Source organism: Georgenia sp. Z2081 (assembly GCF_055326445.1).
Genome location: NZ_JBUZNK010000001.1, coordinates 747,666 through 773,282 on the forward strand (window position 1 = coordinate 747,666; position 25,617 = coordinate 773,282).

Below are 25,617 nucleotides of genomic sequence, written 5' to 3' on the forward strand. Positions count from 1 at the left end.
GCCCGTCAGTCCTGCGGCTCGACGGGGATCGCGCGGGCGTCGCCGGGGCCGATCGGGCTGGCGTGGCCGCGGTCGCCGTCGAGGTCCGGCTCGCCGTCGGGGCCGGGCTGGCTCGCGGAGCCGCCGTGGCGCTGGTGGCCGGCACCGCCGTGCTCGTAGTAGCCGGTGTCGATCGCGCGCTGGTAGGACGCGCGGATCTCCTCCTCCGTCTCCTCGCGCCCCACCCAGTGGGCGCCCTCCACGGACTTACCGGGCTCGAGGTCCTTGTAGACCTCGAAGAAGTGCTGGATCTCCAGGCGGTGGAACTCCGAGACGTCCTCGATCTCCGTGCGCCACGACTGCCGCTGGTCGCCGGAGGGGACGGCGATGACCTTGTCGTCGCCGCCGGCCTCGTCCCGCATGCGGAACATGCCCAGGGCGCGGGCGCGGATCAGGCACCCGGGGAACGTCGGCTCCTCCAGCAGGACGAGGACGTCCAGCGGGTCGCCGTCCTCGCCGAGCGTGCCCTCGATGAACCCGTAGTCGTCCGGGTAGCGGGTCGAGGTGAAGAGCATGCGGTCCAGCCGGATGCGGCCGGTCTCGTGGTCCACCTCGTACTTGTTGCGGTTCCCCTTGGGGATCTCGATGGTGACGTCGAACTCCACAGCAAGCACTTCCTCGGGTGTCGGGCCGCACGGGGCGGCGAAGATCCACGGTCGGCCCTCGGTCGGAGGACCCTGGCACCGCCTAGTGTGGCGTACGCGGCGCCCCCGGTGCGCCGACGTGCCGGGGGACGGCACCTATCGACGGGCACGGCGGCGGACGGACGGCATGGCACGAATCGGCAGCACGGCACGCAGCACCGTCGTCTGGGTCGCGGGCAGCCTCGCCGTGGTGCTGCTCGCCGTCTACGTGCTCCTCGACGTCAAGGGCGCGGTCCCGGGGCTTCTCACCGACGAGCCCGCCCCGCCCGCGGCCGAGCCCTACCCGGGGGTGGCGCTCCCGGGTGCGCGCCCCGCGGCGGCCGCCGTCGACGTCCTCGATCCCGCGGCCCCGGCACCGACCACCGAGGGGGTCTCGGCCGTCGTCCAGCGGCTCGTGGACGACCCCGACCGACCGGGCGAGGTGGCGGTGCGCGTCGTCGACTCCGCCGACGGCGAGGTGCTCGCCGAGCGCGACCCGACCGCCGCCCTGCAGACGGCGTCCTCCGCGAAGATCCTCACGGGCGCCGCCGCGCTCAGCGTGCTGGGCCCGCAGACCCGGTTCACCACGAGCGTCGTCCCCGCCGGCGACGGCCTGCTCGTCCTCGTCGGCGGCGGTGACGTGATGCTCGCCGAGGGCGAGGGCGACCCCACGGCGACCCGCGGCCACGCCGGGATCGCCGACCTCGCCGACCAGGTGGTGGCCGAGCTGGAGGCGTCCGGCACCACCGAGGTGCGCCTCGCCGTCGACGACTCGCAGTTCACCGGCGATCCCTACGCCGACGACGTCACCGGGTGGGACCGGACCTTCACCATGGCCGCGACGACGGTCGCCGTGAACACCGGGGCCGTCGACGGTGCCTACACGGCCGACCCCGCCATGGGCGCCCTCGAGACGCTCGCCGACGCGCTGACCGAGCGCGGGGTGACGGCGAGCGTCGAGGGGCGGGCGACGGCCCCCGACGACGCCACCGCGATCGCGACGACCGAGTCCGCGCCGGTCGACCAGATCGTCCGCACGATGCTCCAGGACTCCGACAACGCCATCGCCGACGTGCTCTCGCGGATGGTGGCCCTCGCCGGAGGCATGCCGGGCGACTCGAGCTCGGGCGGCCAGGCCGTCGTCGACGCCGTCGCAGCCCTCGGGGTCGACACCACCGGCACCGTGATGATCGACGGCGCCGGACTGTCGATCACGGACTCCACGACCGTGACGGCGCTGACCGACCTGGTCGCCCTCGGGCTCGACCCCGCGGCCGCCGACCTCGCCGGGCTCCCGCCGTCCCTGCCGACCTCCGGGCTCGACGGCACGCTCTCCGACCGTCTCGCCGGCGAGGCCGCCGGCCGGGTGCAGGCCAAGACGGGCACGCTCGTCCGCTCCGTCTCGCTCACCGGCACCGTGCTCACCGCCGACGAGCGGCTGCTCACCTTCTCCGTCGTCCTGCACTCCTTCGACGAGGGCGGGGCGTGGGCCGCGCGCCAGTCGATGGACACGTTCGTCGCCGAGCTCGCCGCCTGCGGCTGCTCCTAGCGTCCGGGCTGCCGGGTACCGATCCCGCCGCGTGCCCGGACGCGCTGAGCCGCCCGCCCCGCCCCGTGCCCGGCCACCCCGGGGCGTCCCTGGCGGCGGCGGAGGGCGCCGCGCGGCTACCGTGGGTCGCGTGACCGATCCCGTCGACCTCCGGCTCGCCGCCCGACGCGCCGCCCGGCTCGCGCCCCCGGGTCCGCGCGGCACGCCCGAGGAGCTGACCGCCCTGGTCACCGGTCTGCGCGAGGCCGCGACCGCGGCCCCGCAGCACGTGGGACGACTCACCGGCCTGCGCGACGCCGCCCGGCAGGTCTCCGCCCAGCGCGTCAGCGTGGTCGACCGGCCGGGCTGGGCGCGTGTGAACGCGGAACTCCTCGGCCACGTCTCGACCGGGCTCCTGCCCCCGGCCGGGCGCATCGGTGCCCGGCTCGCCGGCGAGGAGGCCGGTGCCCTGCTCGCCTACCTCTCGACCAAGGTGCTCGGCCAGTTCGACCCGTTCGGCCCGGCCGCTCCGCACCTGCTGCTCGTCGCCCCCAACGTGCTCAAGCTCGAGCGCGAGCTCGACCTCGACGCTCGCGACTTCCGCCGCTGGGTGGCGCTGCACGAGCAGACGCACGCCGTGCAGTTCGCGGCCGCCCCCTGGCTCGCCGACCACCTCACGGAGATGATCCGGGGCACCGTCGGCCCGGCGCTCGCCGAGGACGAGGACCGCGACCTCGGTGGCATGCTCGGCGCACTGGTACGCGCCCTGCGCGACCGGGACGAGGCGGAGGCGCCCACGCTGGAGGTCGCCGGCCCGCTCGTCGACGCCCTGCTCACGCCGGCGGAGCGCGAGTCCCTCGGCCGGGTCGTCGCGGTGATGAGCCTGCTCGAGGGGCACGCCGACGTCGTCATGGACGCCGTCGGGCCCGCCGTCCTGCCGAGCGTGCGCCGCATCCGCCGTGCCTTCGAGCGGCGCCGCGACGGCACCGGCCCTGTCGACCTCCTCCTGCGCACCCTGCTCGGGATGCGGGCGAAGACCGCCCAGTACCGCAACGGCGCGTCGTTCGTCCACCAGGTCGTCGAGCGCGTCGGCCACGACGGGCTCAACGCGGTCTGGGCCGCACCGGACCGTCTGCCGACCCCCGAGGAGATCCTCGACCCGCCGGCGTGGGTGACCCGCGTCCACGCATGACCCGTCCGGCACCCCGACACCCGAAGGTCTCCGGGCCCGCGACGCTCGCGGCGCGCCGGGCCGTGCGCGAGTCGCTCGCGGACCTTCCCCCGGGCGCCCACGTGCTCGTCGCCTGCTCGGGCGGGCCGGACTCGCTCGCGCTCGCCGTCACGGTGGCCCACCTCGCGCCTGCGGCCGGCTGGCTCGCGCGCGCGCTGGTCGTGGATCACGGACTGCGCGAGGGATCGGCGAGCGAGGCCCGCGACGTCGTCGCTCGCCTCGACACGATCGGCCTGCCCGCGACCTCGGTGCGGGTCGACGCCGGTGCCGGGCCCGGCGGCCCGGAGGCTCGCGCCCGGGACGCGAGGTGGGCGGCACTGCGCGCCCACGCCGACGACCCGCCGGCCGTCCTCCTCGCCGGGCACACGATGGACGACCAGGCCGAGACGGTCCTGCTCGGACTCGCCCGCGGGTCCGGCGCCCGGTCGATCGCCGGCATGCGGGCCGCCGAGGACGGGGTCCGCCGCCCGTTCCTCCGGCTACGACGGGCCCAGACCGTGGCCGTGTGCGACGAGCTCGGCCTCGTGCCCGTCCACGACCCGACGAACGCCGCCGACGGCCCCTGGCGCGCCGCCGACGGCTCGGCCCTGCGTCGCGCCGCCGTCCGCGACCGCGCGCTCCCGGCGCTCGCGGACGCCCTCGGCGTCGACCCCGTTCCCGCGCTCGCCCGCACCGCCGAGCAGGCCCGGCGCGACGACGACGCCCTGGGCGCCGACGCCGAGGCCCTCCTCGACGCGGCGCTGAACGCCCGCGCCGACGCCGCGCCGAACGCCCGCGCCGACGCCGCGCCGAACGCCCGCGCCGACGCCGGGCCGACCAACAACGCCGGCGCCCCGCCGCACGCCCATGCACCCGTGCTCGTCCTCGACGTCGCCACGCTCGCGGCCGCCCACCCCGCCGTGCGCAGCCGGGCGCTGCGGGCGGCGGGGGAGCGCGCGGGCTGGCGACCGGGTGACGTCAAGGCCGCCCACCTCGCCGCGCTCGACGCCCTCGTCAGCGACTACGGCGGGCAGGGCCCCACGATGCTGCCCGGGGGCGTCGTCGCCCGCCGCGCGTGTGGCAGGCTGATGCTCTCGCGGAGCGAGCACCAGGCGGACTGACCAAGGACCAAGGAGCGACGTGGACGCAGCGGACATGGGCGACGACCTCGCCGAGGTGATCGTCTCCGAGGAGCAGATCGCGGCGCGACTGACGGAGATGGCGGCCGAGATCGACCGCGACTACCAGGGCCGCAGCGTGCTGCTCGTGGGGGTCCTGCGCGGCGCGGTCATGGTGATGGCGGACCTCTCGCGCGAGCTGCACACCCCGCTGGAGATGGACTGGATGGCCGTGTCCTCGTACGGGTCGGGGACGAAGTCCTCCGGCGTCGTGCGGATCCTCAAGGACCTCGACTCCGACCTCACGGGACGCGACGTGCTCATCGTCGAGGACATCATCGACTCCGGGCTCACCCTGTCGTGGCTCCAGGGCAACCTCCGCTCCCGCGGCGCCGCGTCCGTCGAGATCGCCACGCTGCTGCGCAAGCCCGAGGCCGCGAAGGTCGACGTCGACGTGCGATACGTGGGCTTCGACATCCCGGCGGCGTTCGTCGTCGGGTACGGGCTGGACTACGCGGAGCGGTACCGGAACCTGCCGTTCGTCGGACGCCTCGCGGAGCACGTCTACTCGCGCTGACGCACGGGGCGCTCCCGCCGACGCGGAGCCCGTCCACTCGCGCTGACGCACCCGGCGCGGCACCACGCCCGGGGGAGCCGTTCGCCGTGCGCGGAGCGGCACCGGGCGCCGGACCATCGGCGTGTCGCCCTCGGTTAACCTCGACTGGTCGCCCGGGGCGGGCGCCGACCGGACGGAGCGGCTGAGGCTGGCATGAAGACATCCTGGAAGAAGATCGCGCGGAGTCCCTGGCCGTGGGTGATCGGGGCCCTGCTGGTCGTCGTCGTCCTCGTGCCCTTCTTCGGCGGCGGTCGCGTCTCGCCGATCGACACCTCGCTGGGCATGGAGACCCTGCGCGGCGACACGGTCGAGCAGGCCCGGGTCAACGACACCACCCAGCGGGTCGAGCTCACGCTCACCGAGGACCTCGTCGCACCGAACGGCGACGAGGGCTCGGACAACAACGAGAACTACGGCACGCAGGTCGAGTTCGCCTACGCCGACGCCCAGGGCGGGCAGGTCACCGACCTCCTCGAGGACTCCGACCCGGTGCAGGGCTACGACGTCGAGGTGCCGCAGGGCAACGCGTTCCTGTCGCTGCTCGGCCTCATGCTCCCGATGATCCTCATCCTCGGGCTGTTCTGGTGGCTGATGTCCCGCTCGCAGGGCGGCGGGGTCATGGGCTTCGGGAAGTCGACGGCGAAGAAGGTCAACAAGGAGACCCCCGACGTGACGTTCGCCGACGTCGCGGGCGTGGACGAGGCGGTCGAGGAGCTCCAGGAGATCCGGGAGTTCCTCCAGGAGCCGAGCAAGTTCCAGGCGGTGGGCGCGAAGATCCCCAAGGGCGTGCTCCTGTACGGCCCGCCCGGCACCGGCAAGACCCTCCTCGCCCGGGCCGTCGCCGGCGAGGCGGGCGGCTCCTTCTACTCGATCTCCGGCTCGGAGTTCGTCGAGATGTTCGTCGGCGTCGGCGCCTCCCGCGTGCGCAACCTGTTCGAGCAGGCCAAGCAGAACACCCCGGCGATCATCTTCGTCGACGAGATCGACGCGGTCGGTCGCCAACGCGGCGCCGGCATGGGCGGCGGTCACGACGAGCGCGAGCAGACCCTCAACCAGCTCCTCGTCGAGATGGACGGGTTCGACTCGACGACGAACGTCATCCTCATCGCCGCCACCAACCGCCCCGACGTGCTCGACCCCGCGCTGCTGCGCCCCGGCCGGTTCGACCGCCAGATCTCCGTGGCGGCCCCCGACCTGGCCGGCCGCCACCAGATCCTGCGCGTCCACGCCAAGGGCAAGCCCATGACGCCGGACGTCGACCTCGAGGGCGTCGCCCGCCGCACCCCGGGCTTCTCGGGTGCGGACCTTGCGAACGTCCTCAACGAGTCGGCGCTGCTCACCGCCCGATCCGGCGCGCAGCTCATCGACAACCGGGCGCTCGACGAAGCCATCGACCGGGTGATCGCTGGCCCGCAGCGCCGCACGCGGGTGATGAACGACAAGGACAAGAAGGTCACCGCCTACCACGAGGGCGGTCACGCGCTGACGGCCGCCGCGCTGCGCTACACCGACCCGGTGACGAAGGTGACGATCCTGCCCCGCGGCCAGGCGCTCGGCTACACGATGGTCATGCCCACCGAGGACCGGTACTCGAGCTCGCGCAACCAGCTCGTCGACCAGCTGGTGTACGCGCTCGGTGGCCGCGTGGCCGAGGAGGTCGTCTTCCACGAGCCGACCACGGGCGCGGGCAACGACATCGAGAAGGCGACGAAGACCGCCAAGCAGATGGTCACCGAGCTCGGCATGTCGGCCCGGATCGGCCCGGTCAAGCTGAGCGAGGGCAGCAGCGAGCCTTTCCTCGGCCGGGACATGGGTGGCTCGCGCGAGTACTCCGACGACGTGGCCCGGGTCGTCGACGAGGAGGTGCGCGCGCTCATGATGGACGCCCATCAGGAGGCCTGGGAGATCCTCTCCGAGTACCGCGACGTCCTCGACGACCTCGTGGTCGAGCTCATGGACCGCGAGACCCTCAACGAGGCGGACCTGCGCCGCATCTTCGCCCCGGTGGTCAAGCGCGAGCCGCGCGAGCTCTGGTACGCGTCGGCCAACCGGCCCGACCTCGCGCGCCGCCCCGTCCTCACGCGCGACGAGCAGGCCCGCCGCGCCGCCGAGCCGCCCCAGGCCGGCGACGAGCGGTTCCGGCCGGAGGACACGAGCGACCTGTTCGGCACCCAGCCGCCGCCGTCCTCCCCGGACTTCGGCTCGGGGGATCCCGGCCACGACGGCGGCGCACCGGACGGGTCCGCCCACGGCGGGCCCGCGCCCGAGGCACGGCCGTGACCGGTCCGGACGAGCGCGGTGCGCCGGCTCCGGGGGCGGACGGTCCGGACGCCGCCGGCACCCGCCCGTTCGACGCCGCCGGCACCCGCCCGGTCGACGCCGCCGGCACCCGCCGTACGCCGGTGCCCGAGGACGGTCCGCCGCGCTCCCGCCCGGTCGACGTCGACGCCGCCGAGCAGGCCGTCCGCGCGCTGCTCGTCGCGGTGGGGGAGGACCCCGACCGCGACGGGCTGCGGGAGACCCCGGCCCGCGTGGCGCGGTCGTTCGGCGAGCTCTTCGCCGGCCTGGGCGAGGACCCGGCCGACCACCTCGAGGCCGTCTTCGACCTCGGCCACCAGGAGATGGTCATCGTCGCCGACGTGCCGCTGTACTCGATGTGCGAGCACCACCTCCTGCCCTTCCACGGCAAGGCGCACGTCGGCTACATCCCCGGAGAGGACGGGCGCGTCACCGGACTGTCCAAGGTGGCCCGCATGGTCGAGGGTTACGCCCGCCGCCCGCAGGTCCAGGAGCACCTGACCAGCCAGATCGCCGACGCCCTCGTCGAGCGGCTCGGCGCCCGCGGCGCGCTCGTCGTCGTCGAGGCCGAGCACATGTGCATGTCGATGCGCGGCGCCCGGGCCACCGGCACCCGCACCGTCACCTCCGCCGTGCGCGGCATGATGCGCAACCCCGCGACCCGCGCGGAGGCGATGAGCCTCCTGCGCGCCCGCTCGTAGCCGCCGTGCGCACCGGCGACCTCGACCGCGGCGCACCCGCCGGACTGCCCGCCGCCGTCCCGTCCGGCCGCACCCTGGTCATGGGCGTCCTCAACGTCACGCCCGACTCCTTCTCCGACGGCGGCGCGTACCTCGACCCGCGGCGCGCCGTCGAGCACGGGATCGCCATGGTGGACCGCGGCGCGGACCTCGTCGACGTCGGGGGAGAGTCCACCCGCCCCGGTGCCACGCCCGTCGACCCGGACGAGGAGATCCGCCGGGTCGAGCCCGTGATCCGGGACCTCGCCGCGCACGGCGTGCTCGTCAGCGTCGACACCCTCCACTCGGCCACCGCGCAGGCCGCCCTCGACGCCGGCGCCCGGATCGTCAACGACGTCTCCGCCGGGGTCCACGACCCGCGGATCCTCGACGTGGCCGCCCGGGCCGACGCCGTCGTCGTCCTCCAGCACCGCCGGGGCGAGGCGGGCACGATGACGGAGCTGACCGACTACGACGACCTCGTGCCCGACGTCGTCGCCGAGCTCGCCGAGCGGCGCGAGGCGGCCCTTGGCGCCGGCGTGGCTCCGGAGAGGATCGTGCTCGACCCCGGCCTCGGCTTCGCCAAGACGGCCGCCCAGTCCTGGGAGGTGCTCGCCCGGCTCGGGGAGCTCGCCGCGCTCGGCCACCCGCTGCTGGTGGGCACGAGCCGCAAGCGGTTCCTCGCCCGCGCCGTCGCGGACGGGGCCGACCGCTCCGGCGACGCCACCGACCGCGACGCCGCCACCGCAGCGACGACCGCCCTGCTGGCCGCGCGCGGCGTGTGGGCCGTGCGGGTGCACGACGTCCGGCCGTCCGCCGACGCCGTCGCCGTCGCCGGCGAGCTCGCCCCGTACGACCGGGACCGGCCCCGATGACCCCGGGCCCAGATGCGCCCGGGACCGCGACGCCCGGACCAGGTGTGCCCGGCCCAGGTGTGCCCAGACCAGGTTTGGCCGGGCCGGCGGCGCCGGGGCCCGCGCGGATCAGCGTGACGGGCCTGCGCGCCCGCGCCCACCACGGCGTCTACGCGCACGAGCGCGCCGACGGACAGCACTTCGGCGCGGACGTCACCTTCGAGATCCCGACGGCCGCCGCGGCCGCGAGCGACGACGTCGCCGACACCCTGTCCTACGGCGAGGTCGCGCGCACCGCACGGGCCATCCTCGGCGGGGAGCCCGTCGACCTCCTCGAGACCCTCGCCGAGCGCATCGCCCGGGCCGTCCTCGACCTCGGTGCCGCCGCTGTCGAGGTGACGATCCACAAGCCGGAGGCGCCCGTCGGCGTCGAGGTCGACGACGTCACGCTCACCATCCGGCGGGAACGCGGCGCCGTCGACGACGTCGCGGACCGGGCCCTCCACGCCGTGCCCGCGGCACCGACCAGCGTCGTCCTCGCGCTCGGCGCCAACCAGGCCGGGGACCTGGCGGCGCCCGCCGACCAGGTGCGGCGCGCCGCCGACCGGCTCGCCCACGCGGGCGGCCTCCACGTCACCGCCGTCTCCCCTCTCGTCACCACCGCGGCCGCGCTGGCTCCAGGGCAGGCGCCGCAGCCGGACTACGTCAACGCCGTCGTCCTGGCGACGACGACGCTCGCCCCCTCCGGCGTCCTCGCCCTCGCGCGGTGGTGCGAGGAGGCGGCCGGGCGCGTGCGCACCGAGCGCTGGGCGCCACGCACGCTGGACGTCGACGTCATCGCCGTCGGGGACGTCGTGAGCGACGACCCGGCGCTCACGCTGCCGCACCCGCGCGCGGCGCACCGCGCGTTCGTCCTGGTGCCCTGGTCGCTCGCGGACCCGGGCGCAGAGCTGGCGGGGGCGGGCCGCGTGGCCGACCTCGCGGAGCGCGCCCTGGACCGGGACGGCGTGCGCGACGTCGAGGGGTGGACGCCGTGAGGCGCACGTCGGTCGCGTGGCTCGTGGGCGCCGCGATCCTCGCGGGGACGGCGTCGTGGGCGCTGCTCGGCATCGCCGACGTCTACGTCGAGGTCACCTGGCTGACCGCGGTGATCCTCCTGGGTCTCGCCGTCGCGCTCTGGTTCGCCGGTCGCGGTGTCAGGCGCCTCGTCGAGGGGGAGCGGACGACGATGACCCCGATCGGCGCCGCGCGCGTCGCCGCGCTCGCGCAGGCCTCGGCCTGGGGCGGGGCGCTGGTCACGGGCTGGTTCGGCGCCCAGGCGATCGTGGCGGTCGTCCACCGGCACGCGGCGTTCGCCACGGATCACCTGTGGGAGTCGATCGCGTCGGGCGTGGCCGCGGTGGTGCTCGTCGTCGTCGGCCTCGTGGTCGAGCACTGGTGCTCGATCCCGCCCGAGGACGACGCCGACGTGCGGTCGCCGGCCTCCGGGCCCGAGCCGGCCTAGCCGGACCCGACCGGGTCGGCGGACCTGGCTGGGCCGGCGGGCCCGGCGGGCCCGGCCGGACCGCCCCCGGGGTGATCCACGGACCGTCGCCCGCGCCCCAGGGTCCGTCGGTGGGTGGACCCCTGTGCGCCGCGTCCGCCCGGCGGTGGACCGCGTCCCGCGTCCGGCTTTGACATGATGCCCGCGCGGGGGCGCACACGTCCTCGAGCGGCGATCGCGATCGGAGCAGGCATGTCCCAGCAGTGGCCCGAACCCCACCCGGAGCAGACCGGGGCAGGGACGGACGGGCCCGACGGCGGCCGACCGTCCCCGTTCGCCCAGCCCGGAGGCGAGCAGGCGGCGCCGTTCGCTGCGCCGGGCCACGAGGGTCCGGCTCCGTCAGCCCCGCCCGAGGCCGAGCGCCCGTCCCCGTTCGCACCGCCGGGCGTGCCGTTCCGTCCGGTCGACCAGAACCTCGCCAAGGTCCGCATGATCTCCGCCGTGCTGTGGATCGGTCCGTTCATCGTGGCCGGCACGGTGTTCGCCATCTGGCTCGGTGGCTGGGGCTGGTGGCTCACCACGGGGATCCACGTCGTCGCGCTGGTGTGGACCCTGCTCCTCGTCCCGAGGCAGGTCCGCGCGATGGGCTACTGCGAGATGGACGAGGACCTGCAGTTCCGCAAGGGCCTGCTGTGGCGTTCGCTCGTGGTCGTGCCCTACGGCCGCATGCAGCAGATCGACGTCGAGGCCGGGCCGCTCGACCGCCGCTTCGGCGTCGCGTCGGTCAAGCTGAGCACGGCGTCCGCCCAGACCGACGCGAAGATCCCGGGCCTGCCCGCGGACGAGGCGGCACGCCTGCGCGAGTCCCTGACGTCGCGCGGCGAGGCACGGCTGGCCGGCCTGTGAGCGAGGCACCCGAGCGGACCGACCTCCCCGTCGACGCCGGCGACGGCTGGCGGCGGGTCCACCCCGTCACGCCCGTCCTGCTCGTCTGGCAGGTCCTCGCGGCCATCGTCGCCATCCTCATCTTCCAGGTGGGCCAGGAGCTGGCCGGGACCGGCGGCTGGACCTGGGTGATGGACCACCTGGGCACCGTCCTGCTGTGGCTGGGCATCGGCGTCGTCGTCGTGGTGGTGGTCGTCGGCATCTACTCGTCGCTGGCCTGGCGCAAGATGCGCTACCGGGTCGACGGCGACGGGGTCGAGCTCAACCAGGGAATCCTGTTCCGCCAGCAGCGCCGGGCCGCGCTGTCCCGCGTGCAGGCGGTCGACCTCCAGCAGCCGCTGCTCGGCCGGATGTTCGGCCTGGCACGGGTGAAGGTCGAGACGGCCGGCGCCGCGGACTCCAACGTGACGATCGCGTTCCTGCGCCTCGCTGACGCCACGGCCCTGCGCGCGGAGGTCCTCGCCCGCGCGGCCGGCGTCGACCTCGACGAGGTGCGCATCGTCGCCGAGGCCGCCGCATCCGGGCAGGACGCCGAGCAGGCGCTGCGGCAGGCGGCAGACCGCTCGGACGGTGGTGCGGGTGCGTCGGGCAGCGCGGCGTCGGGCGGGTCGGACAGCTCCTCCGGCGCCTCCCTGACGGCCGCGCGCACGGGCTACCGGGAGGCGCCGGAGCGCGTGGTGTTCGAGGTCGACAACTCGCGCCTCGTCGCCTCCACCGTGCTCTCCGGGGGCTTCGTCGTCGTCGCTCTCATGCTCGTCGGGGCCATCGTCGTGCTGGCGTCGCGCGCGCCGTTCGCCGCGCTCGCCGGCTTCCTCCCGGGCGTCGTCAGCGCCGGCGGATTCGTGTGGAGCCGATTCAGCGGGGCGTTCAGCTTCACCTCCGCGACCTCGCCGGACGGCATCCGCGTGCGCCGCGGCCTGCTCGAGACCACGTCGCAGACCATCCCGCCGCGGCGGGTGCAGGCGGTGCGCCTCAAGCAGCCGCTGCTGTGGCGGTGGCGCGGCTGGTGGCGGGTCGAGGGCTACATCGCCGGGTACGGCGTCACCGAGGGCAGCTTCGCCAGCTCGTCCAACACGCTCATGCCCGTGGGCACCCGTTCCGAGGCCCTCACCGCGATGTGGTTGGTCGTGCCCGACCTCGGCGCCGACGACCTGCCCGCCGTCCTCGACGCCGGGCTCGACGGCTCCGGGGACGCCGCCGGCTTCCTCACCTCCCCGCGGCGCGCCCGGTGGCTCGACCCGATGGCGTGGCGCCGGCAGGCCGTGCTCGTGACGCGGGAGGCCATCCTCCTGCGCACCGGGTGGCTCACGCGGCAGCTCGAGGTGGTGCCGCACGGCCGCACCCAGTCCGTCGGCATCACCCAGGGCCCGTGGGAGCGCCGGCTGCGCCTCGCGAACCTCCACATGCACACCGTGTCCGGCCCCGGGCAGCCGACCGTCCAGCACCTCGACGAGCAGGACGCCCTCGCCCTCCTGCGACACCAGGCGGAGCGCGCACGCGAGGCGCGGCACCGGGAGGGGCCCGAGGAGTGGGCCCGCCGGGTCGCCGTCCTGCCGGACGTCAAGGACCGCCCCGACGACGACGCATCGCCGAGCGCGCCCGCGTCCGGTGCGGCCGGGCCGCAGGGCGTCACGGGCCCGGGCTTCCCGGAGCACGTCCCGCCCGCGTCCGACCCGTCTGCGTCCGATCCGTCCGCGCACGGCGGGCCGGTGCCGCAGTCCGTCACCGCGCCCGAGGGGTCGAGGCATCCCGGTGCGTCCGAGCCCACCCACCGCCGCGGCCCGGACGGTGGCAGCTGGTCACCGTCCCACGGCACGGACGGCCAGCAGGGAGCGGCCGCTCCTCCGGCCGGCCCGGCGGGGCCACCTGTCGGACCGGCGGCGCCTCCGGCGGGACCGAAGGCGCCTCCGGCGGGACCGAAGGCGCCTCCGGCGGGACCGACGGCCCCGCCGGCCGGTCCGGCCGCCCCGCCGGCGGGCCCGGCCTCGTGACCGACGCGCGCCCGGGACGGCTCGACGTCGGTGTCGTCTCCGCCGGCCGGGCCGGTTCGGTGCTGGGTGCGGCGCTCGGCTCCGCGGGGCACCGGCTCGTCGGCGTCGCCGCACGCAGTGAGGCCAGCCGCGAGCGAGCGTCCGTCCTCCTCAAGGACGTGCCGGTGCGATCGGCTGCCGAGGTCGCGGCGGACGCTCAGCTCCTCCTCCTGGCGGTCCCCGACGACGTGCTTCCCGGCCTCGTCGGGGAGCTCGCCGACTCGGGTGCCGTCGGTGCGGGCCAGGTGGTCGTCCACGTGTGCGGCCGGCACGGGACCGACGTGCTCGAGCCCGCCTCCGCGCGCGGCGCGCTCGCCCTCGCCGTCCACCCGGCGATGACCTTCACCGGCACCTCGCTCGATCTCGGGCGGCTCCCGGGCTGCCCGATGGCGATCACCGCGGCGCCTGCACTCCTCCCGCTGGCACAGGCGGTGGCGGTCGATCTCGGAGGCGAGCCGGTCGTCGTCGCGGCCGCCGACCGTGCGCTGTACCACGCGGGCCTCGCGCACGGCGCGAACCACCTCGTCACCCTCGTGACCCAGTCGGCGCGGATGCTCGAGCAGGCCGGCGTGCCGGACCCGGGCCAGTACCTCCGACCGCTCCTCGAGGCGGCGCTGAGCAATGCCCTCTCCGGCGGCGAGAGCGCGCTCACCGGCCCCGTGGCCCGGGGTGATGCCGAGACCGTCCGCGCCCACACGACCGCCCTGGGCGAGCTCGACCAGCCCTCCCAGACCGACCTGCTCGCCACCTACGGGCATCTGGCACGGACCACCGCCGCCCGTGCGGTGCGCACCGGCCGCCTGGACCCGGACGCCGCGGCGGCGGTGCTCGACGCCCTCCCGCCCGGCTGACGAGCGTCCCGCACGGCCCACGTGTGCCGCCGCCGCGGTCCTCGACGCCTTCCCCCCGGCACCCGTGCGCCGAGTCAGTGGGGTAGGTGCGGCGGCAGTCCGCCCGCCCGGCACCCGTGCGCCGAGTCAGTGGGGTAACGCTCGAGTCAGTTCCCCCGGGCGATTGACTCGAGCGCTACCTGATTGCCTCGGCGAAGGGGTGGCTGCAGAACGCCCAAGGGGGGCGGCAGAACGGCGAAGGGGCGGCGGCAGAGCGCTGGCGATGGGTGGCTAAGCAGATGCGAAGGGGCGGTGGCAGAGCGCTGGCGAGGGGTGGCTAAGCAGTTGCGAAGGGGCGGCGAAGGGGTAGCGGAGGCGCAGTGCCGCGGGTGCACGAGAAGCGTCGATCCGCCCCCGCGTACCCTTGAGGGATGGACAGGCCCCGACCGACCGTCGTGCGCACGCTCGCGGACGCGCGCGCGGCACGCGAGGCCCTCGACGGCCGTGTCGCGCTGGTGATGACGATGGGCGCCCTGCACGACGGTCACCTCTCGCTCGTGCGCGAGGCTCGCGCGCGGGCCGAGCACGTCGTCGTCTCGATCTACGTCAACCCCCTCCAGTTCGGCCCGGGTGAGGACCTCGAGGCCTACCCGCGCGACCTCGACGCGGACCTCGACCTGCTCGCCGGCGACAGCGCTGACGCCGGGGTGACGTTCGTCCTCGCCCCCGACGACGCCGAGATGTACCCGCGCGAGCCTCTCGTGCGCATCGACCCCGGCCCGGTCGCCGAGGTGCTCGAGGGTGCCACCCGCCCGGGCCACTTCGCCGGCGTCCTCCAGGTCGTCGCCAAGGTGCTCGCCGCCCTGCACCCGGACGTCGCGGTGTTCGGCCAGAAGGACGCCCAGCAGCTCGCGCTGGTCCGCACGCTGGTCGAGGACCTCGGCCTCGGCGTCGAGATCGTCGGCGCCCCGATCCGGCGGGACCCCGACGGCCTGGCGATGTCCTCGCGCAACGCCTACCTGTCGGCGGTCGAGCGCGAGCGGGCGACGAGCCTGTTCGCCGCACTGGAGGCGGCCCGCACCGCGGCCGACGACGGCGCTCCGGCCGACCACGTGCTGGCGGCCGCGCGCGCCTCGATCGCTGACGCGCCCGGCGTCGAGGAGGACTACGTGGTGCTCGTCGACCCGGCGACGTTCCTCGACGTCGCGGCCGACCACCGAGGTGAGGCGCTGCTCGCGCTCGCCGCCCGCGTCGGGCCGACCCGCCTCATCGACAACATGACCGTCACCATCGATCCACGAAAGGTCACCACGTGACCCACGCCCCTGCCTCCCTGCTGCGCCCGATGATGGTCGGCAAGATCCATCGGGCGACCATCACGGGAGCCGACCTGCACTACGTCGGCTCGCTCACCGTCGATGCCGACCTGCTCGACGCCGCGGACCTGCCGCCCGGTCAGCAGGTCGACGTCGTCGACATCACCAACGGTGCTCGCCTCACGACCTACGTCATCCCCGGGGAGCGCGGCAGCGGCGTGCTCACCATCAACGGCGCCGCCGCCCACCACATCGCCACCGGGGACCTCGTCATCGTCATCGCCTACGGGCACATGTCCGACCAGGACGCCCGTAGCTACGAGCCGGCGGTCGTGTTCGTCGACGAGAAGAACCAGATCGTCGAGTGCTCGCACGAGCCGGGCCAGGTCCCGGACACCGACCGGGGCAGCGCCCCGGACATGGAGTCCTCCGGCGAGACGTTCGCCGCCTACCGGGCCGCACGGACGCTGGGCACGCTGCCGAAGGGCTGAACGCTCCTCCGGTTACGCGGCCTCCCCGGCGCCACGTGCTCCGACGGGGCCGAGGAACGGGGTGAGCGGGTCCGGTGCGTCGGCCCACCCGGCGGGAGGGAGATGTTCCTCCTCGGTGACGATCATCCGCTCGAACGCCGCCACCGCGTTGACGGGGTTGCCCCCGCGTCCGACGACGACGATGCGCGTCCCCACGTCGTCCTCGCCGACCGCGGCCACGCCAGCTGCGCCACCAGTGCCCACGCCAGCTGCGCCACCAGTGCCCACGCCAGCTGCGCCACCAGTGCCCACGCCGGCTGCGCCACCAGCGGCCACGCCCGCATGGCCGTTCGCCGGACCGATCCGCAGCGTGCCGCCGACCCCCTGCCAGCCGCAGGGGGAGTCGGGCCGGTTGGCCACGACGAAGCGGCCGCGCGAGACGGTGTGCTCCGGCGCGAGCGCCCGCGCGCTGCGGAGGAGGCGGCCCGGGTGCAGCGGGCGGTCGGTGGCGAGCACGAGGCGCCAGACGCCGGACCTGGTGACGTCCATCGTGGCGGTGGCGAACCGCATGTGCGGGGTGTGCACGTTGACCTGCTTCCCGGTGCGTGCCGCGGGGTCGAGGTCGTGGTGGGTGCCGGCGGTGGCCGGGTCGGACCGGTGCGCGAGTGCCTCGGCGTCGAGCGATCGGGTGAGGGCCGCCTCGAGCCAGGCCCCGCCGAGGTCCGGGACCACGGTCGACCCGGGGGCGCGCAGCGCCTCGACCAGGTCGAGGGTCGCCTGACGCACCGGTTCCTGGCCGCCGTCGGACAGGACGAGCACGTCGGCCGAGACGAGGTGGAGCAGGAGGTCCTCGTCGCCTCCCGCGAGCCCGGCGACGACCGCCTCGTCCCGGGCCACCATGACGACGCCGGCCGGCCGGTAGCCCGCGAGCTCGGCGTGGAGGTGCTGCTCGATGGTGCGTGCGGCGGGCTGCAGGTCGGCGCCGAGGGGGAGCACGACGAGTACCGCGAGGGCGTCGTCGTGCAGCTCGGCGAGTGCGGGGACGAGGTCCTCACGGGCGAGGCAGCCCAGACAGGGGTGGTCGAGGTCCACGGTGACGTCGGAGCGGGTGCCGCCGGCGTCGGCGATCGTTCGGCGCACCCGCAGGTCGCCGTCGGCGTCCTCGGTCATGTCGTGCGTGAGCACCACGAGGCCGGGCAGCCCGAGGAGCGCCTGGAGCACGGCGGCATCGCGCTCACCGGCCTCGGTGGAGGCGAGCAGGACGACGGGGACGGGGAGCAGGTTCTGGTCGGTCACCCTGCGACCCTACCGCTTGACGAGAACGATTCTCAATACGTAGGATCGGGGACATGTCACGCCACTGCCAGCTCACCGGCGCGCGCCCAGGCTTCGGCCGGCGCGTCTCCCACTCCGGACGGCGCACCTCGCGCCGCTTCACGCCCAACGTCCAGCGCAAGCGCTACTACGTGCCCTCGCTCGGCCGCACCGTCCGGCTGACGCTCACCGCCTCGGCGATCAGCACCGTCGATCGGATCGGCATCGAGGCCGCGATCTCCCGGATCGTCGCGCGCGGGGAGCGCATCTGATGGCCGCGAAGGCTGCGGACCTGCGACCTGTCGTCCGGCTCCGCTCCACCGCGGGAACGGGGTACACGTACGTGACCCGGAAGAACCGGCGCAACGACCCGGACCGGCTCGTCCTGCGCAAGTACGACCCGGTGGTCCGCCGGCACGTCGACTTCGCGGAGGTGCGCTGATGGCCAAGCGGTCCAAGATCGCCCGGGACGAGCAGCGGCGCAGGATCGTCGCCCGGTACGCGACGGTGCGGGCGCGGCTCAAGGCCGCCTCGGTCGACCCGTCGAGGAGCCCGGCCGAGCGCGCCGAGGCGATGCGCGGCCTGCACCGCCTGCCGCGCGACGCGAGCCCCACGAGGCTGCGGAACCGGGACGTCTCCGACGGCCGCGCCCGGGCCTACTACCGAAAGTTCGGGCTGTCCCGTATCCAGCTGCGCGAGCGCGCGCTGCGCGGCGAGCTGCCCGGAGTCACGAAGTCCAGCTGGTAGGAGAGCACATGAAGCACGACATCCATCCCGAGTACCGGCCGGTGGTCTTCCGTGACGTCTCGGTCCCCGAGGGCACGGAGGGGCGCGAGTTCCTCACCCGGTCGACGGCCTTCTCCCGGGCCACGGGGACGACCCTGTGGTCGGACGGTCGCACGTACCCGGTCATCGAGGTCCAGATCTCCTCGATCAGCCACCCGTTCTACACGGGGCGGCAGAAGATCGTGGACACGGCCGGCCGCGTCGAGCGGTTCAACCGGCGCTACGGCCGGACGGGGGGAGCGCGATGAAGGTCCGCGCCTCGCTGAGGTCGCTCGCGCGCAAGGACGGGGCGATCGTCGTCCGTCGTCGGGGACGGACATACGTCATCAACAAGAAGAACCCTCGCTGGAAGGGGCGCCAGGGGTAGACGCGGGCACCTCCCTGGTCCGCGACTACCCTGGTCGGGTGACCGACACTCCCGACCTCCCCGACGACGACACCCCCGAGCAGGTGCGGGTACGCGCCGAGAAGCGCGCCCGGCTCCTGGCGGCCGGCACCGACCCCTACCCGGTCACGCTCCCGATCACCACGACGATCGCACGGGTCCGCGCCGCGCACGGCGACCTCGAGGCGGGCACCGAGCTCGACGAGGTCCTCGTCGGTCTCGCGGGCCGCGTCATGTACCTGCGCAACACGGGCAAGCTGTGCTTCGCCACCCTCCAGGCCGGGGACGGCACGCGGATCCAGGTCATGCTCTCGCTGGCCGCCGTGGGTGAGGAGTCCCTCGCGGCGTTCAAGGCCGACGTGGACCTCGGCGACCACCTCTACGTGCACGGCCACGTCGGCGCCTCGCGCCGCGGCGAGCTGAGCGTCTTCGCGCGTCCCGGGCAGGTCGACGGCGAGCCGGCCCCCGCCTGGCGGATCGCCGCCAAGGCCCTGCGTCCCCTGCCGAAGTCCTACGAGGGCGCTGACGGCGAGGAGTCCTCGCTCTCGGAGGAGGGGCGGGTGCGGCAGCGGCACCTCGACCTCGTCATGCGCTCCGGCGCGCGGGACATGGTCCGGCTGCGCTCGGCCGTCACGCGGTCCCTGCGGCGCACGTTCGACGACCGGGACTTCCTCGAGATCGAGACGCCGATGCTCCAGGTGCTGCACGGCGGTGCGGCGGCCCGGCCCTTCGCCACCCACATGAACGCCTACGACACCGAGCTGTTCCTGCGTATCGCGCCCGAGCTGTACCTCAAGCGCGCGGTCGTCGGCGGCATCGACAAGGTCTTCGAGATCAACCGGAACTTCCGCAACGAGGGCGCGGACTCCACGCACTCCCCGGAGTTCACGATGCTCGAGGCGTACGAGGCCTACGGCTCCTACGACACGATGGCCGAGCTCACCCGCTCACTCGTGCAGACGGCGGCCCAGGAGGCGGTCGGCACGACGCTCGTCACCCTCGCCGACGGCACCGAGTACGACCTCGGTGGCGAGTGGACGAGCCTGGGTCTGTACGAGTCGCTCAGCGAGAACCTGGGCGAGGAGATCACGCCCGACACCGGTGAGGAGCACCTGCGGGCGCTCGCCGAGCGGCTCGACATCCCCGTTGCCCCGCACGCCACGCCCGGCAAGATCGTCGAGGAGATCTGGGAGGAGCGGGTCGGGGACCACCTGTGGGCGCCCACGTTCGTGCGTGACTTCCCGGTCGACACCTCTCCGCTCACCCGGGCCCACCGCACCCAGCACGGCAAGGTCGAGAAGTGGGACCTGTACGTGCGCGGCATGGAGCTGGCGACGGCGTACTCCGAGCTCGTGGATCCCGTCGTCCAGCGCGAGCGGTTCGAGGCGCAGGCCCTCGTCGCCGCGGCCGGGGACCCGGAGGCGATGGTCCTCGACGAGGACTTCCTGCAGGCCATGGAGGCCGGCATGCCGCCCGCCGGCGGCATGGGGATGGGCATCGACCGGCTCCTCGCCGCCATGACCGGGGCCGGTATCCGGGAGACGATCACGTTCCCGCTGGTCAAGCGGCTCTAGGTGGCCGAGCGGCTCTAGGGGTCAAGCGGCTCCAGGTGGCCGAGCGGCTCTAGGGGTCAAGCGGCTCCAGGTGGCCGAGCGGCTCTAGGCTGGCCCCATGGAACACGCACGCCTCGGCGCCTCCGGACTGTCCGTCTCCCGCGTCGGGCTGGGGTGCAACAACCTCGGCCGCCGCGGGACCGTCACCGAGCACCAGGAGGGCGCGACCGCGCTGGTGCACGCCGCGCTCGACGCCGGCATCACCTTCTTCGACACCGCCAACTCCTACGGACCCGGCGTCTCGGAGGTCCTCCTCGGCGAGGCGCTCAAGGGGAGGCGGGACGACATCGTCCTCGCGACGAAGTTCGGTATGAAGGCGCCCGACGACGACGGGCCCGACTTCGGCGCGCGCGGCTCGCGGCGCCACATCAAGCAGTCCGTCGAGCACTCGCTGCGCCGCCTGCAGACCGACCGGATCGACCTGTACCAGTACCACACGCCCGACGACGAGACCCCGATCGACGAGACGGTCGCCGCGATGGACGACCTCGTGCGCGAGGGCAAGGTGCTCTACATCGGGCACTCGAACCTGGCCGGCTGGCAGATCGCCGATGCGGCGCACGTCGCCGGTTCCCTCGGCGGGGCGCAGTTCGTGTCCGCGCAGAACCACTACAACCTGCTGGACCGCCGCGCCGAGCTCGAGGTCCTCCCGGCGGCAGAGCACTTCGGCCTGGGCGTGATCCCCTACTTCCCGCTCGCGAACGGCCTGCTCACGGGCAAGTACTCCGACGGCGTCGCGCCCGAGGGGTCCCGCCTCACCCTCACGCGGCAGCACCTGCTCAAGGACGAGGAGACCCTTGCGACGCTGAAGAGGTTCGGTGACTTCGCGCGGGCGCGCGACCTCACCGAGCTGCAGGTGGCGTTCTCGTGGCTGGCCTCGCGCGGCCCCGTCGCCTCGGTCATCGCCGGCGCGACGACGCCGGAGCAGATCCGGCAGAACGCCGAGGCCATCGCCTGGGTGCCGAGCGTGGAGGACGAGGCGGAGCTCGACGAGCTGTTCCCGCCGGTCCCGAAGGTCGCGCTGTTCTGACGGTCCGCCCGGGGCGCCGGTCTCAGACGTCCGCAGGCTCCGGCGGCAGGCCCGCGGCCACCCGCAGGATCGTGCGCTCGGCGTCGTCGACCGTCACGCGCCGCGTGCCCTTGGCAACGAGGTCGCGGTACATGGCCGGCTCGGCGAGCGTGAGCGAGAGCCCGCGGCGCAGGAGGTTGAGCGGCGGCTTGCGGCCCTCGTCCAGGTCGCGGGCGAGGCGGAACACGAACGTCTGCAGCCGTGGGCGCGTGAGGCACAGCGCGTCCGCGAGGATGCCCTCGGCGCGGCAGGCGCCGACGATCTCGGCGGCGAAGATCCCCTCCGCGACGACGGCGCGGGCGGTGCCGAGCTCGATGATCCGTGAGCCGACGCGCGCGTTGGACGGGATGTCGTACACCGGGACCTCGACGGCGCCGGTGGTCACCAGCTCGACGAGCGACGCCACGGCTGCGGACCCGTCCCAGCTCTCGGGCGAGTCCCAGTCGACCATCCCGTGGCGGCGGGGCAGGCCGGGGTGGTCGCCGTCGAGGTAGAAGTCGTCGAGCGCCACGGTGGGCAGACCGAGCCGGCGCGTGAGCCGGGTCTTTCCCGACCCGGACGGCCCCGTGACGAGCACGACCCTCGCGAGCGGCGTGCGCGCCGCGTCGGGGATGTCGAACAGGGGCTCCTGGGCGCCAACGGGGGCGTCGGTGGGCGGTCGCGCGTCGTCGTCCACGCCACCTCCGCATCCTCGGCGGGCCGGTGCCCGCACCGGACCAGGGTAGGTGAGGCGCGGGCGTGGCACGATCGCACCGTGAGCGACTTCGAGGCCGAGATCAGCCAGCTCGAGACGGCGGCGAGCAACGCGCGCGACGCCACGGAGGAGATCGCCGGCGTCGACCTGCCGGCCGCCCTCGACGGCATCGCGACGGCGATGCCCGGCTCGCGCTCGGCGCTGTCCGCTCCGGACCTGGGGACGAGCTGGACCGGCGAGAAGGACGCGCTGACCACCGGCCTGGACGAGTACGCGGGCGGCCTGGAGGCCGCCGCCCGCCTGTACCGCACGACCGACGACGCCGCGGCGGCCGACTTCGGGGGCTGACCCCCGGGCCGCTCAGCCGCCGAAGGTGCGGACCGGCCGGCCCGGGACCTCCACGCGGATGCGGAACACGGCCCCGGCCTCCGGCTCGGGGTCGTCGAGCTTCTCGCGCGAGGTGGTGACGAACAGCTCGCGGCCGTCCTCGCCGCCGAGCGTGCAGGCGGTGACGAGACGGACCGGCAGGTCGACGGTGACGAGCTCGGTGCCGTCGGGGGCGTGCAGACGGACCTTGCCGACGCGGTTGAGCGCGACCCACACGTTGCCCGCCGAGTCGACGGTGAGGCCGTCGGGCCGCTCGTCGGGGGAGACCGTCGCGAACCGTCGACGGTTGCGCAGTCCGGTGCCGCCCACGTCGAAGACGTCCGTCCCGCCGGCGGCGGTGTCGTTGTAGTAGGCGAGCGAGCCGTCGGGGGAGACGTCGAACCCGTTCGACGTCGTCACCCGCTCGACGGCGGTCGTCACGCCGCCGCCGGGGGTGATGCGGTAGAGGCTCGCGACCTCCGGGCTGCGGTCGTAGGCCATGTTGCCGGCGTAGAGGTTCCCGGCGGCGTCGCAGCCGCCCTCGTTCATCCGCAGCCCCTCGTGCCGCCACAGCGTGAGCCACGGCGACGCCTCGTCGTGGGGCAGGTCGGAGATGGCGAGACCACGCTCGGTGCCGACCACGTAGCCGCCGTCCGCGCGCGGGCGGACGAACGCCGCCACCGGCGAGCCGGTCGGCAGGCGGTCGACCTCGCCGTCCGGGCGGACCGTGAGCAGGTCGCCGGCGAGCATGTCGACGAATCTCAGGCCGCCCCAGGTCTCGGACCAGACGGGCCCCTCGCCGTGGTACGCGACCGCGTCGGTGACCTGCTCGGGGCTCGAGTGCACGTGAGTCATACGTCCATTGTCGGCCACGCGGGGAGCCCGCACGCCCGTCGCGGGAGGTCGATGGGGAGATCTCCCCGTCCGGTGCGTGGGGTCGATTCGGTCACGCGCGCCGGACGTGGCAGATTCGGAGGTGCCGGCCCCGCGTGGCCACCGCCGTCGACGAGCTCGCCGAGGAGATGCGCGCATGGACGATCCCGACGCCCAGCCGACCGATAGCGAGATCGTCGAGCTCGCCGGCGCCGTCAAGGATGATCTCGACGCCGCGCTCGGCGGGCTGACCTGGGTGCAGAACCGCCCCTCCCCGAGCACCGCGCGCACGGGGCCCGGCCCGGACGCGGTCGTCGAGCGGCACCACACGTTCGGCGTCGCACGCTCGCTGGACGACGACGAGTGGGACCGGGCGATCGCGATCGTCGCCGCGCACGCACGGCGGGTGGGCTACACGGCGGCGGAGCTCGCGGTCGACCGGGTGGGCGACCACGAGGCGCGCTTCTACGCCGAGGACGGCCGGACCCTCACGTTCGGCACGGCTGCGTCGACCATCCTGCGTGTGAGTGTGCGCCCCGGCGCGGGGGTGCCGTCCCGGCCCCAGGGACCCGCCCGGGGCGACGGCCCCACCGCCGCGGGCCGCACCGGTGACGGCCCCGTGGCGGGCGCCCCTGCCGACCAGGGGGCGCCCGTCGTCGGACCGGCGGACGGCCAGCTGCCCGAGGCCGCGCCCGACATCGTCGACGAGGTGCCCCGATGGTGACCTGGTCGGAGGTCCGCACCTGGTCGGCGTCGCACCTGTCCACCGAGGTGACCGCGCTCGGCAACGCCCGCGACACGCTCAAGGGCATCGGCGACGAGCTCGACGCCATGGTGACCCCGGCCGGCTGGACCGGGGACGCCGCCACCGCCGCCGGCACCCGCCGCGGCGAGATCGGCACCGCCGCACAGTCCATCGTCTACGAGGTCGCCCTCGTGCGCGCCGCCGTCGACGAGGCCGAGGACTCGGTGCGCACCATCGAGGAGAAGGTCGAGGCCGTCGCCGAGCTCGCGACCTCCCGCGAGGTCACCGTCGGCGACGACGGCTCCGTCACCGACAGCCGCACACCCCCGACCGACCTCGCCACGGCCGAGGAGCTCGACGCCTACACCCGGGAGCGGCAGGAGGCGGTCGACGTCGTCGCGCGGGCCATCACCGAGGTGCTCCTGCTCGCGGACTCCGCGGACACCACGCTGGCGGACGTCCTGGACTCCGCGCACGGCGACCAGCTCGACTCCGGGCACACCGACCTGACCGACGCGTCCGCCGCCGGGCACCGCGACGGACAGATCACCTGGCCCCGGCCTCCGGACGGCGACGAGCAGGCCCAGGCGGACTGGTGGGAGGACCTCACGCCCGCCCAGCGCCAGGAGATCCTCGACGACCACCCCGACCTGGTGGGCAACCGCGACGGCATCCCGGCCTCTGCCAGGGACGAGGCGAACCGCAACCAGCTGGGCGCCGAGCGGGAGGACGCCGAGGAGGCGCTCGCGGCGGCGCGGGCCTCGGGGGACGGCGGCGCGATCGAGGACGCCCAGGCGGCGCTGGACTCGATCACGCAGGTCGAGGAGACGATCGCCCAGGACGACCGGTACCTGATGCTCCTCGACACCGAGTCCGGCGAGCGGGTGCGGGCGGCGGTCGCCCACGGCGACGTCGACACCGCGGACCACGTCTCCGTGTTCACGCCCGGGTTCACCACCACGGTCGACGGCAGCCTGGCGAGCTACGACAGCCGCATGGCCTCCCTCAAGGCCGTCACCGAGGCCGAGCTCGACCGCTACGGGCACCACGACCAGACCGTCGCCACCGTCTCCTGGCTGGGATACGACGCGCCCCAGTGGGACGAGACCCTCACCGGCAACTCCGTGGCGCTGTCCGGTGCCGCGCAGCGTGGCGGCGAGGACCTCGCGGGCTTCTACACGGGCATCAACGCCTCTCGCGTCGACGACCCCCACCTCACGGCGCTGGGCCACTCCTACGGCTCGACCACCCAGGGCTACGCCCTCAAGCAGGAGGGCACCGGGGTCGACGACGCGGTGTTCATGTCCTCCCCGGGCATCTCGACGGGCGATCTCGACGACTTCCATGTCCTGTCCGACGGGCTGTACTACCTCGAGAACGACGAGGACCTCATCGCCGACCTCGGCCGCTTCGGGCCCGACCCGACGGGCATCGACGGGCTCACGCACCTGTCGACCTACGAGGGGCAGACCGGCTACGGCGAGCACCGCGACGGCACGACCGGCCACTCGTCGGTGTTCGACGACGGGTCGATGGCGCAGCACAACACCGGCCTCGTCGTGGCGGGCCTCGAGGAGCACATCGTCTCCGAGCGGGCGCACGAGTTCTGGACCGACCCGGTGGAGTGGCCCTGGTAGCGCAGCCGCACCGGCCCTGGCGAGGAGCGGTCGCGCGACGGGCGCTGGCTCCCGCC

27 protein-coding genes and 1 pseudogene are annotated in these 25,617 nt (G+C 74.7%); 24 read left to right on the forward strand and 4 right to left on the reverse strand.

Annotated elements, in window-relative coordinates; genetic code table 11:
- Positions 1-167 precede the first annotated feature (167 nt).
- Positions 168-644, reverse strand: a pseudogene (locus ACZLKG_RS03540) (inorganic diphosphatase); the annotation flags it as partial.
- Positions 645-810: 166 nt separating this feature from the next.
- On the opposite strand from ACZLKG_RS03540, the gene ACZLKG_RS03545 reads away from it, so the two are divergent.
- The 14 genes from ACZLKG_RS03545 to panD all read left to right on the forward strand — a co-directional run bounded on the left by ACZLKG_RS03545 (position 811) and on the right by panD (position 16,100).
- Complete coding sequence (locus tag ACZLKG_RS03545) at positions 811-2,211, forward strand: D-alanyl-D-alanine carboxypeptidase/D-alanyl-D-alanine-endopeptidase (RefSeq protein WP_463647985.1); 1,401 nt, start codon at positions 811-813, stop codon at positions 2,209-2,211.
- 130 nt (positions 2,212-2,341) lie between these two features.
- Positions 2,342-3,382 carry a zinc-dependent metalloprotease gene (locus ACZLKG_RS03550; protein WP_425707779.1) on the forward strand — a complete coding sequence of 347 codons (1,041 nt, stop codon included), beginning with the start codon at positions 2,342-2,344 and terminating at the stop codon, positions 3,380-3,382.
- Positions 3,379-4,521 carry a tRNA lysidine(34) synthetase TilS gene (gene tilS / locus ACZLKG_RS03555; protein WP_463647986.1) on the forward strand — a complete coding sequence of 381 codons (1,143 nt, stop codon included), beginning with the start codon at positions 3,379-3,381 and terminating at the stop codon, positions 4,519-4,521. Before ACZLKG_RS03550 ends, tilS begins: the two co-directional genes overlap by 4 nt.
- A gap of 19 nt (positions 4,522-4,540) precedes the next feature.
- Positions 4,541-5,095 carry a hypoxanthine phosphoribosyltransferase gene (gene hpt, locus ACZLKG_RS03560; RefSeq protein WP_463647987.1) on the forward strand — a complete coding sequence of 185 codons (555 nt, stop codon included), beginning with the start codon at positions 4,541-4,543 and terminating at the stop codon, positions 5,093-5,095.
- Between the two features lie 192 nt (positions 5,096-5,287).
- Positions 5,288-7,414 carry an ATP-dependent zinc metalloprotease FtsH gene (ftsH, locus tag ACZLKG_RS03565; protein ID WP_425707782.1) on the forward strand — a complete coding sequence of 709 codons (2,127 nt, stop codon included), beginning with the start codon at positions 5,288-5,290 and terminating at the stop codon, positions 7,412-7,414.
- A gap of 122 nt (positions 7,415-7,536) precedes the next feature.
- Entirely contained in the window at positions 7,537-8,133 is a 597-nt protein-coding gene (folE, locus tag ACZLKG_RS03570; RefSeq protein WP_425707919.1) for a GTP cyclohydrolase I FolE, read from the forward strand.
- A gap of 5 nt (positions 8,134-8,138) precedes the next feature.
- Positions 8,139-9,026, forward strand: coding sequence for a dihydropteroate synthase (gene folP, locus ACZLKG_RS03575; protein ID WP_463647988.1), 888 nt, complete (start codon positions 8,139-8,141; stop codon positions 9,024-9,026).
- A 113-nt stretch (positions 9,027-9,139) separates the two neighbouring features.
- Complete coding sequence (gene folK, locus ACZLKG_RS03580) at positions 9,140-10,042, forward strand: 2-amino-4-hydroxy-6-hydroxymethyldihydropteridine diphosphokinase (protein ID WP_463647989.1); 903 nt, start codon at positions 9,140-9,142, stop codon at positions 10,040-10,042.
- Positions 10,039-10,509, forward strand: a complete 471-nt coding sequence (locus ACZLKG_RS03585; RefSeq protein WP_463647990.1) for a DUF3180 domain-containing protein — start codon at positions 10,039-10,041, stop codon at positions 10,507-10,509. The genes folK and ACZLKG_RS03585 overlap by 4 nt, the downstream gene beginning before the upstream one ends.
- A gap of 231 nt (positions 10,510-10,740) precedes the next feature.
- A complete protein-coding gene (locus ACZLKG_RS03590) occupies positions 10,741-11,394 on the forward strand; it encodes a PH domain-containing protein (RefSeq protein WP_463647991.1) in 654 nt (217 codons plus the stop codon).
- Entirely contained in the window at positions 11,391-13,424 is a 2,034-nt protein-coding gene (locus ACZLKG_RS03595) for a PH domain-containing protein (RefSeq protein WP_463647992.1), read from the forward strand. Before ACZLKG_RS03590 ends, ACZLKG_RS03595 begins: the two co-directional genes overlap by 4 nt.
- A complete protein-coding gene (locus tag ACZLKG_RS03600; protein ID WP_463647993.1) occupies positions 13,421-14,314 on the forward strand; it encodes a Rossmann-like and DUF2520 domain-containing protein in 894 nt (297 codons plus the stop codon). The genes ACZLKG_RS03595 and ACZLKG_RS03600 overlap by 4 nt, the downstream gene beginning before the upstream one ends.
- Before the next feature lie 410 nt (positions 14,315-14,724).
- On the forward strand, positions 14,725-15,609 hold the full coding sequence (gene panC, locus ACZLKG_RS03605) for a pantoate--beta-alanine ligase (protein WP_463647994.1): 885 nt from the start codon (positions 14,725-14,727) through the stop codon (positions 15,607-15,609).
- A 29-nt stretch (positions 15,610-15,638) separates the two neighbouring features.
- Positions 15,639-16,100, forward strand: coding sequence for an aspartate 1-decarboxylase (panD, locus tag ACZLKG_RS03610; protein ID WP_425707920.1), 462 nt, complete (start codon positions 15,639-15,641; stop codon positions 16,098-16,100).
- A gap of 12 nt (positions 16,101-16,112) precedes the next feature.
- Here panD and ACZLKG_RS03615 read toward each other — a convergent pair whose 3' ends face one another.
- Positions 16,113-17,375: a GTP-binding protein gene (locus tag ACZLKG_RS03615; protein WP_463647995.1), complete on the reverse strand. Its 1,263-nt coding sequence runs from the start codon at positions 17,373-17,375 to the stop codon at positions 16,113-16,115.
- Between the two features lie 53 nt (positions 17,376-17,428).
- Between ACZLKG_RS03615 and rpmB the strand changes: the two genes are divergently transcribed.
- The 7 genes from rpmB to ACZLKG_RS03650 all read left to right on the forward strand — a co-directional run bounded on the left by rpmB (position 17,429) and on the right by ACZLKG_RS03650 (position 21,207).
- Entirely contained in the window at positions 17,429-17,665 is a 237-nt protein-coding gene (rpmB, locus tag ACZLKG_RS03620) for a 50S ribosomal protein L28 (protein WP_425707791.1), read from the forward strand.
- The gene (rpmG, locus tag ACZLKG_RS03625; protein WP_425707792.1) at positions 17,665-17,835 is read left to right on the forward strand and encodes a 50S ribosomal protein L33; all 171 of its coding nucleotides are present in this window, start codon (positions 17,665-17,667) and stop codon (positions 17,833-17,835) included. The genes rpmB and rpmG overlap by 1 nt, the downstream gene beginning before the upstream one ends.
- Entirely contained in the window at positions 17,835-18,140 is a 306-nt protein-coding gene (gene rpsN / locus ACZLKG_RS03630; protein WP_425707793.1) for a 30S ribosomal protein S14, read from the forward strand. The genes rpmG and rpsN overlap by 1 nt, the downstream gene beginning before the upstream one ends.
- A gap of 8 nt (positions 18,141-18,148) precedes the next feature.
- Entirely contained in the window at positions 18,149-18,427 is a 279-nt protein-coding gene (locus ACZLKG_RS03635) for a type B 50S ribosomal protein L31 (protein WP_425707794.1), read from the forward strand.
- Complete coding sequence (ykgO, locus tag ACZLKG_RS03640; protein ID WP_463647996.1) at positions 18,424-18,546, forward strand: type B 50S ribosomal protein L36; 123 nt, start codon at positions 18,424-18,426, stop codon at positions 18,544-18,546. The genes ACZLKG_RS03635 and ykgO overlap by 4 nt, the downstream gene beginning before the upstream one ends.
- Before the next feature lie 38 nt (positions 18,547-18,584).
- The gene (gene lysS / locus ACZLKG_RS03645) at positions 18,585-20,138 is read left to right on the forward strand and encodes a lysine--tRNA ligase (RefSeq protein WP_463647997.1); all 1,554 of its coding nucleotides are present in this window, start codon (positions 18,585-18,587) and stop codon (positions 20,136-20,138) included.
- Between the two features lie 97 nt (positions 20,139-20,235).
- Positions 20,236-21,207, forward strand: a complete 972-nt coding sequence (locus ACZLKG_RS03650) for an aldo/keto reductase (protein ID WP_425707797.1) — start codon at positions 20,236-20,238, stop codon at positions 21,205-21,207.
- A 22-nt stretch (positions 21,208-21,229) separates the two neighbouring features.
- Here ACZLKG_RS03650 and ACZLKG_RS03655 read toward each other — a convergent pair whose 3' ends face one another.
- Positions 21,230-21,922 (reverse strand): uridine kinase family protein, encoded by a 693-nt coding sequence (locus ACZLKG_RS03655; protein WP_425707798.1) that lies wholly within the window; start codon positions 21,920-21,922, stop codon positions 21,230-21,232.
- A 78-nt stretch (positions 21,923-22,000) separates the two neighbouring features.
- Between ACZLKG_RS03655 and ACZLKG_RS03660 the strand changes: the two genes are divergently transcribed.
- Positions 22,001-22,288 (forward strand): hypothetical protein, encoded by a 288-nt coding sequence (locus ACZLKG_RS03660; RefSeq protein WP_425707799.1) that lies wholly within the window; start codon positions 22,001-22,003, stop codon positions 22,286-22,288.
- 12 nt (positions 22,289-22,300) lie between these two features.
- Here ACZLKG_RS03660 and ACZLKG_RS03665 read toward each other — a convergent pair whose 3' ends face one another.
- Positions 22,301-23,161: an SMP-30/gluconolactonase/LRE family protein gene (locus ACZLKG_RS03665; protein WP_425707800.1), complete on the reverse strand. Its 861-nt coding sequence runs from the start codon at positions 23,159-23,161 to the stop codon at positions 22,301-22,303.
- Positions 23,162-23,336: 175 nt separating this feature from the next.
- Here ACZLKG_RS03665 and ACZLKG_RS03670 point away from each other — a divergent pair, with 175 nt between their 5' ends.
- A complete protein-coding gene (locus tag ACZLKG_RS03670; protein ID WP_463647998.1) occupies positions 23,337-23,903 on the forward strand; it encodes an LppA family lipoprotein in 567 nt (188 codons plus the stop codon).
- The gene (locus ACZLKG_RS03675; protein ID WP_463647999.1) at positions 23,897-25,561 is read left to right on the forward strand and encodes an alpha/beta hydrolase; all 1,665 of its coding nucleotides are present in this window, start codon (positions 23,897-23,899) and stop codon (positions 25,559-25,561) included. Before ACZLKG_RS03670 ends, ACZLKG_RS03675 begins: the two co-directional genes overlap by 7 nt.
- Positions 25,562-25,617 lie beyond the last annotated feature (56 nt).

What these genes read in the sequence shown, in the direction of transcription:
- ACZLKG_RS03665 (WP_425707800.1), bottom strand. Translation starts at nt 23,161, where the DNA reads ATGACTCACGTGCACTCGAGCCCCGAGCAGGTCACCGACGCGGTCGCG.
- ACZLKG_RS03670 (WP_463647998.1), top strand. Translation starts at nt 23,337, where the DNA reads ATGGACGATCCCGACGCCCAGCCGACCGATAGCGAGATCGTCGAGCTC.
- rpmB (WP_425707791.1), top strand. Translation starts at nt 17,429, where the DNA reads ATGTCACGCCACTGCCAGCTCACCGGCGCGCGCCCAGGCTTCGGCCGG.
- ACZLKG_RS03675 (WP_463647999.1), top strand. Translation starts at nt 23,897, where the DNA reads ATGGTGACCTGGTCGGAGGTCCGCACCTGGTCGGCGTCGCACCTGTCC.
- rpmG (WP_425707792.1), top strand. Translation starts at nt 17,665, where the DNA reads ATGGCCGCGAAGGCTGCGGACCTGCGACCTGTCGTCCGGCTCCGCTCC.
- rpsN (WP_425707793.1), top strand. Translation starts at nt 17,835, where the DNA reads ATGGCCAAGCGGTCCAAGATCGCCCGGGACGAGCAGCGGCGCAGGATC.
- ACZLKG_RS03635 (WP_425707794.1), top strand. Translation starts at nt 18,149, where the DNA reads ATGAAGCACGACATCCATCCCGAGTACCGGCCGGTGGTCTTCCGTGAC.
- ACZLKG_RS03590 (WP_463647991.1), top strand. Translation starts at nt 10,741, where the DNA reads ATGTCCCAGCAGTGGCCCGAACCCCACCCGGAGCAGACCGGGGCAGGG.
- ACZLKG_RS03650 (WP_425707797.1), top strand. Translation starts at nt 20,236, where the DNA reads ATGGAACACGCACGCCTCGGCGCCTCCGGACTGTCCGTCTCCCGCGTC.
- ACZLKG_RS03545 (WP_463647985.1), top strand. Translation starts at nt 811, where the DNA reads ATGGCACGAATCGGCAGCACGGCACGCAGCACCGTCGTCTGGGTCGCG.
- panD (WP_425707920.1), top strand. Translation starts at nt 15,639, where the DNA reads ATGATGGTCGGCAAGATCCATCGGGCGACCATCACGGGAGCCGACCTG.
- panC (WP_463647994.1), top strand. Translation starts at nt 14,725, where the DNA reads ATGGACAGGCCCCGACCGACCGTCGTGCGCACGCTCGCGGACGCGCGC.
- ftsH (WP_425707782.1), top strand. Translation starts at nt 5,288, where the DNA reads ATGAAGACATCCTGGAAGAAGATCGCGCGGAGTCCCTGGCCGTGGGTG.
- ykgO (WP_463647996.1), top strand. Translation starts at nt 18,424, where the DNA reads ATGAAGGTCCGCGCCTCGCTGAGGTCGCTCGCGCGCAAGGACGGGGCG.
- tilS (WP_463647986.1), top strand. Translation starts at nt 3,379, where the DNA reads ATGACCCGTCCGGCACCCCGACACCCGAAGGTCTCCGGGCCCGCGACG.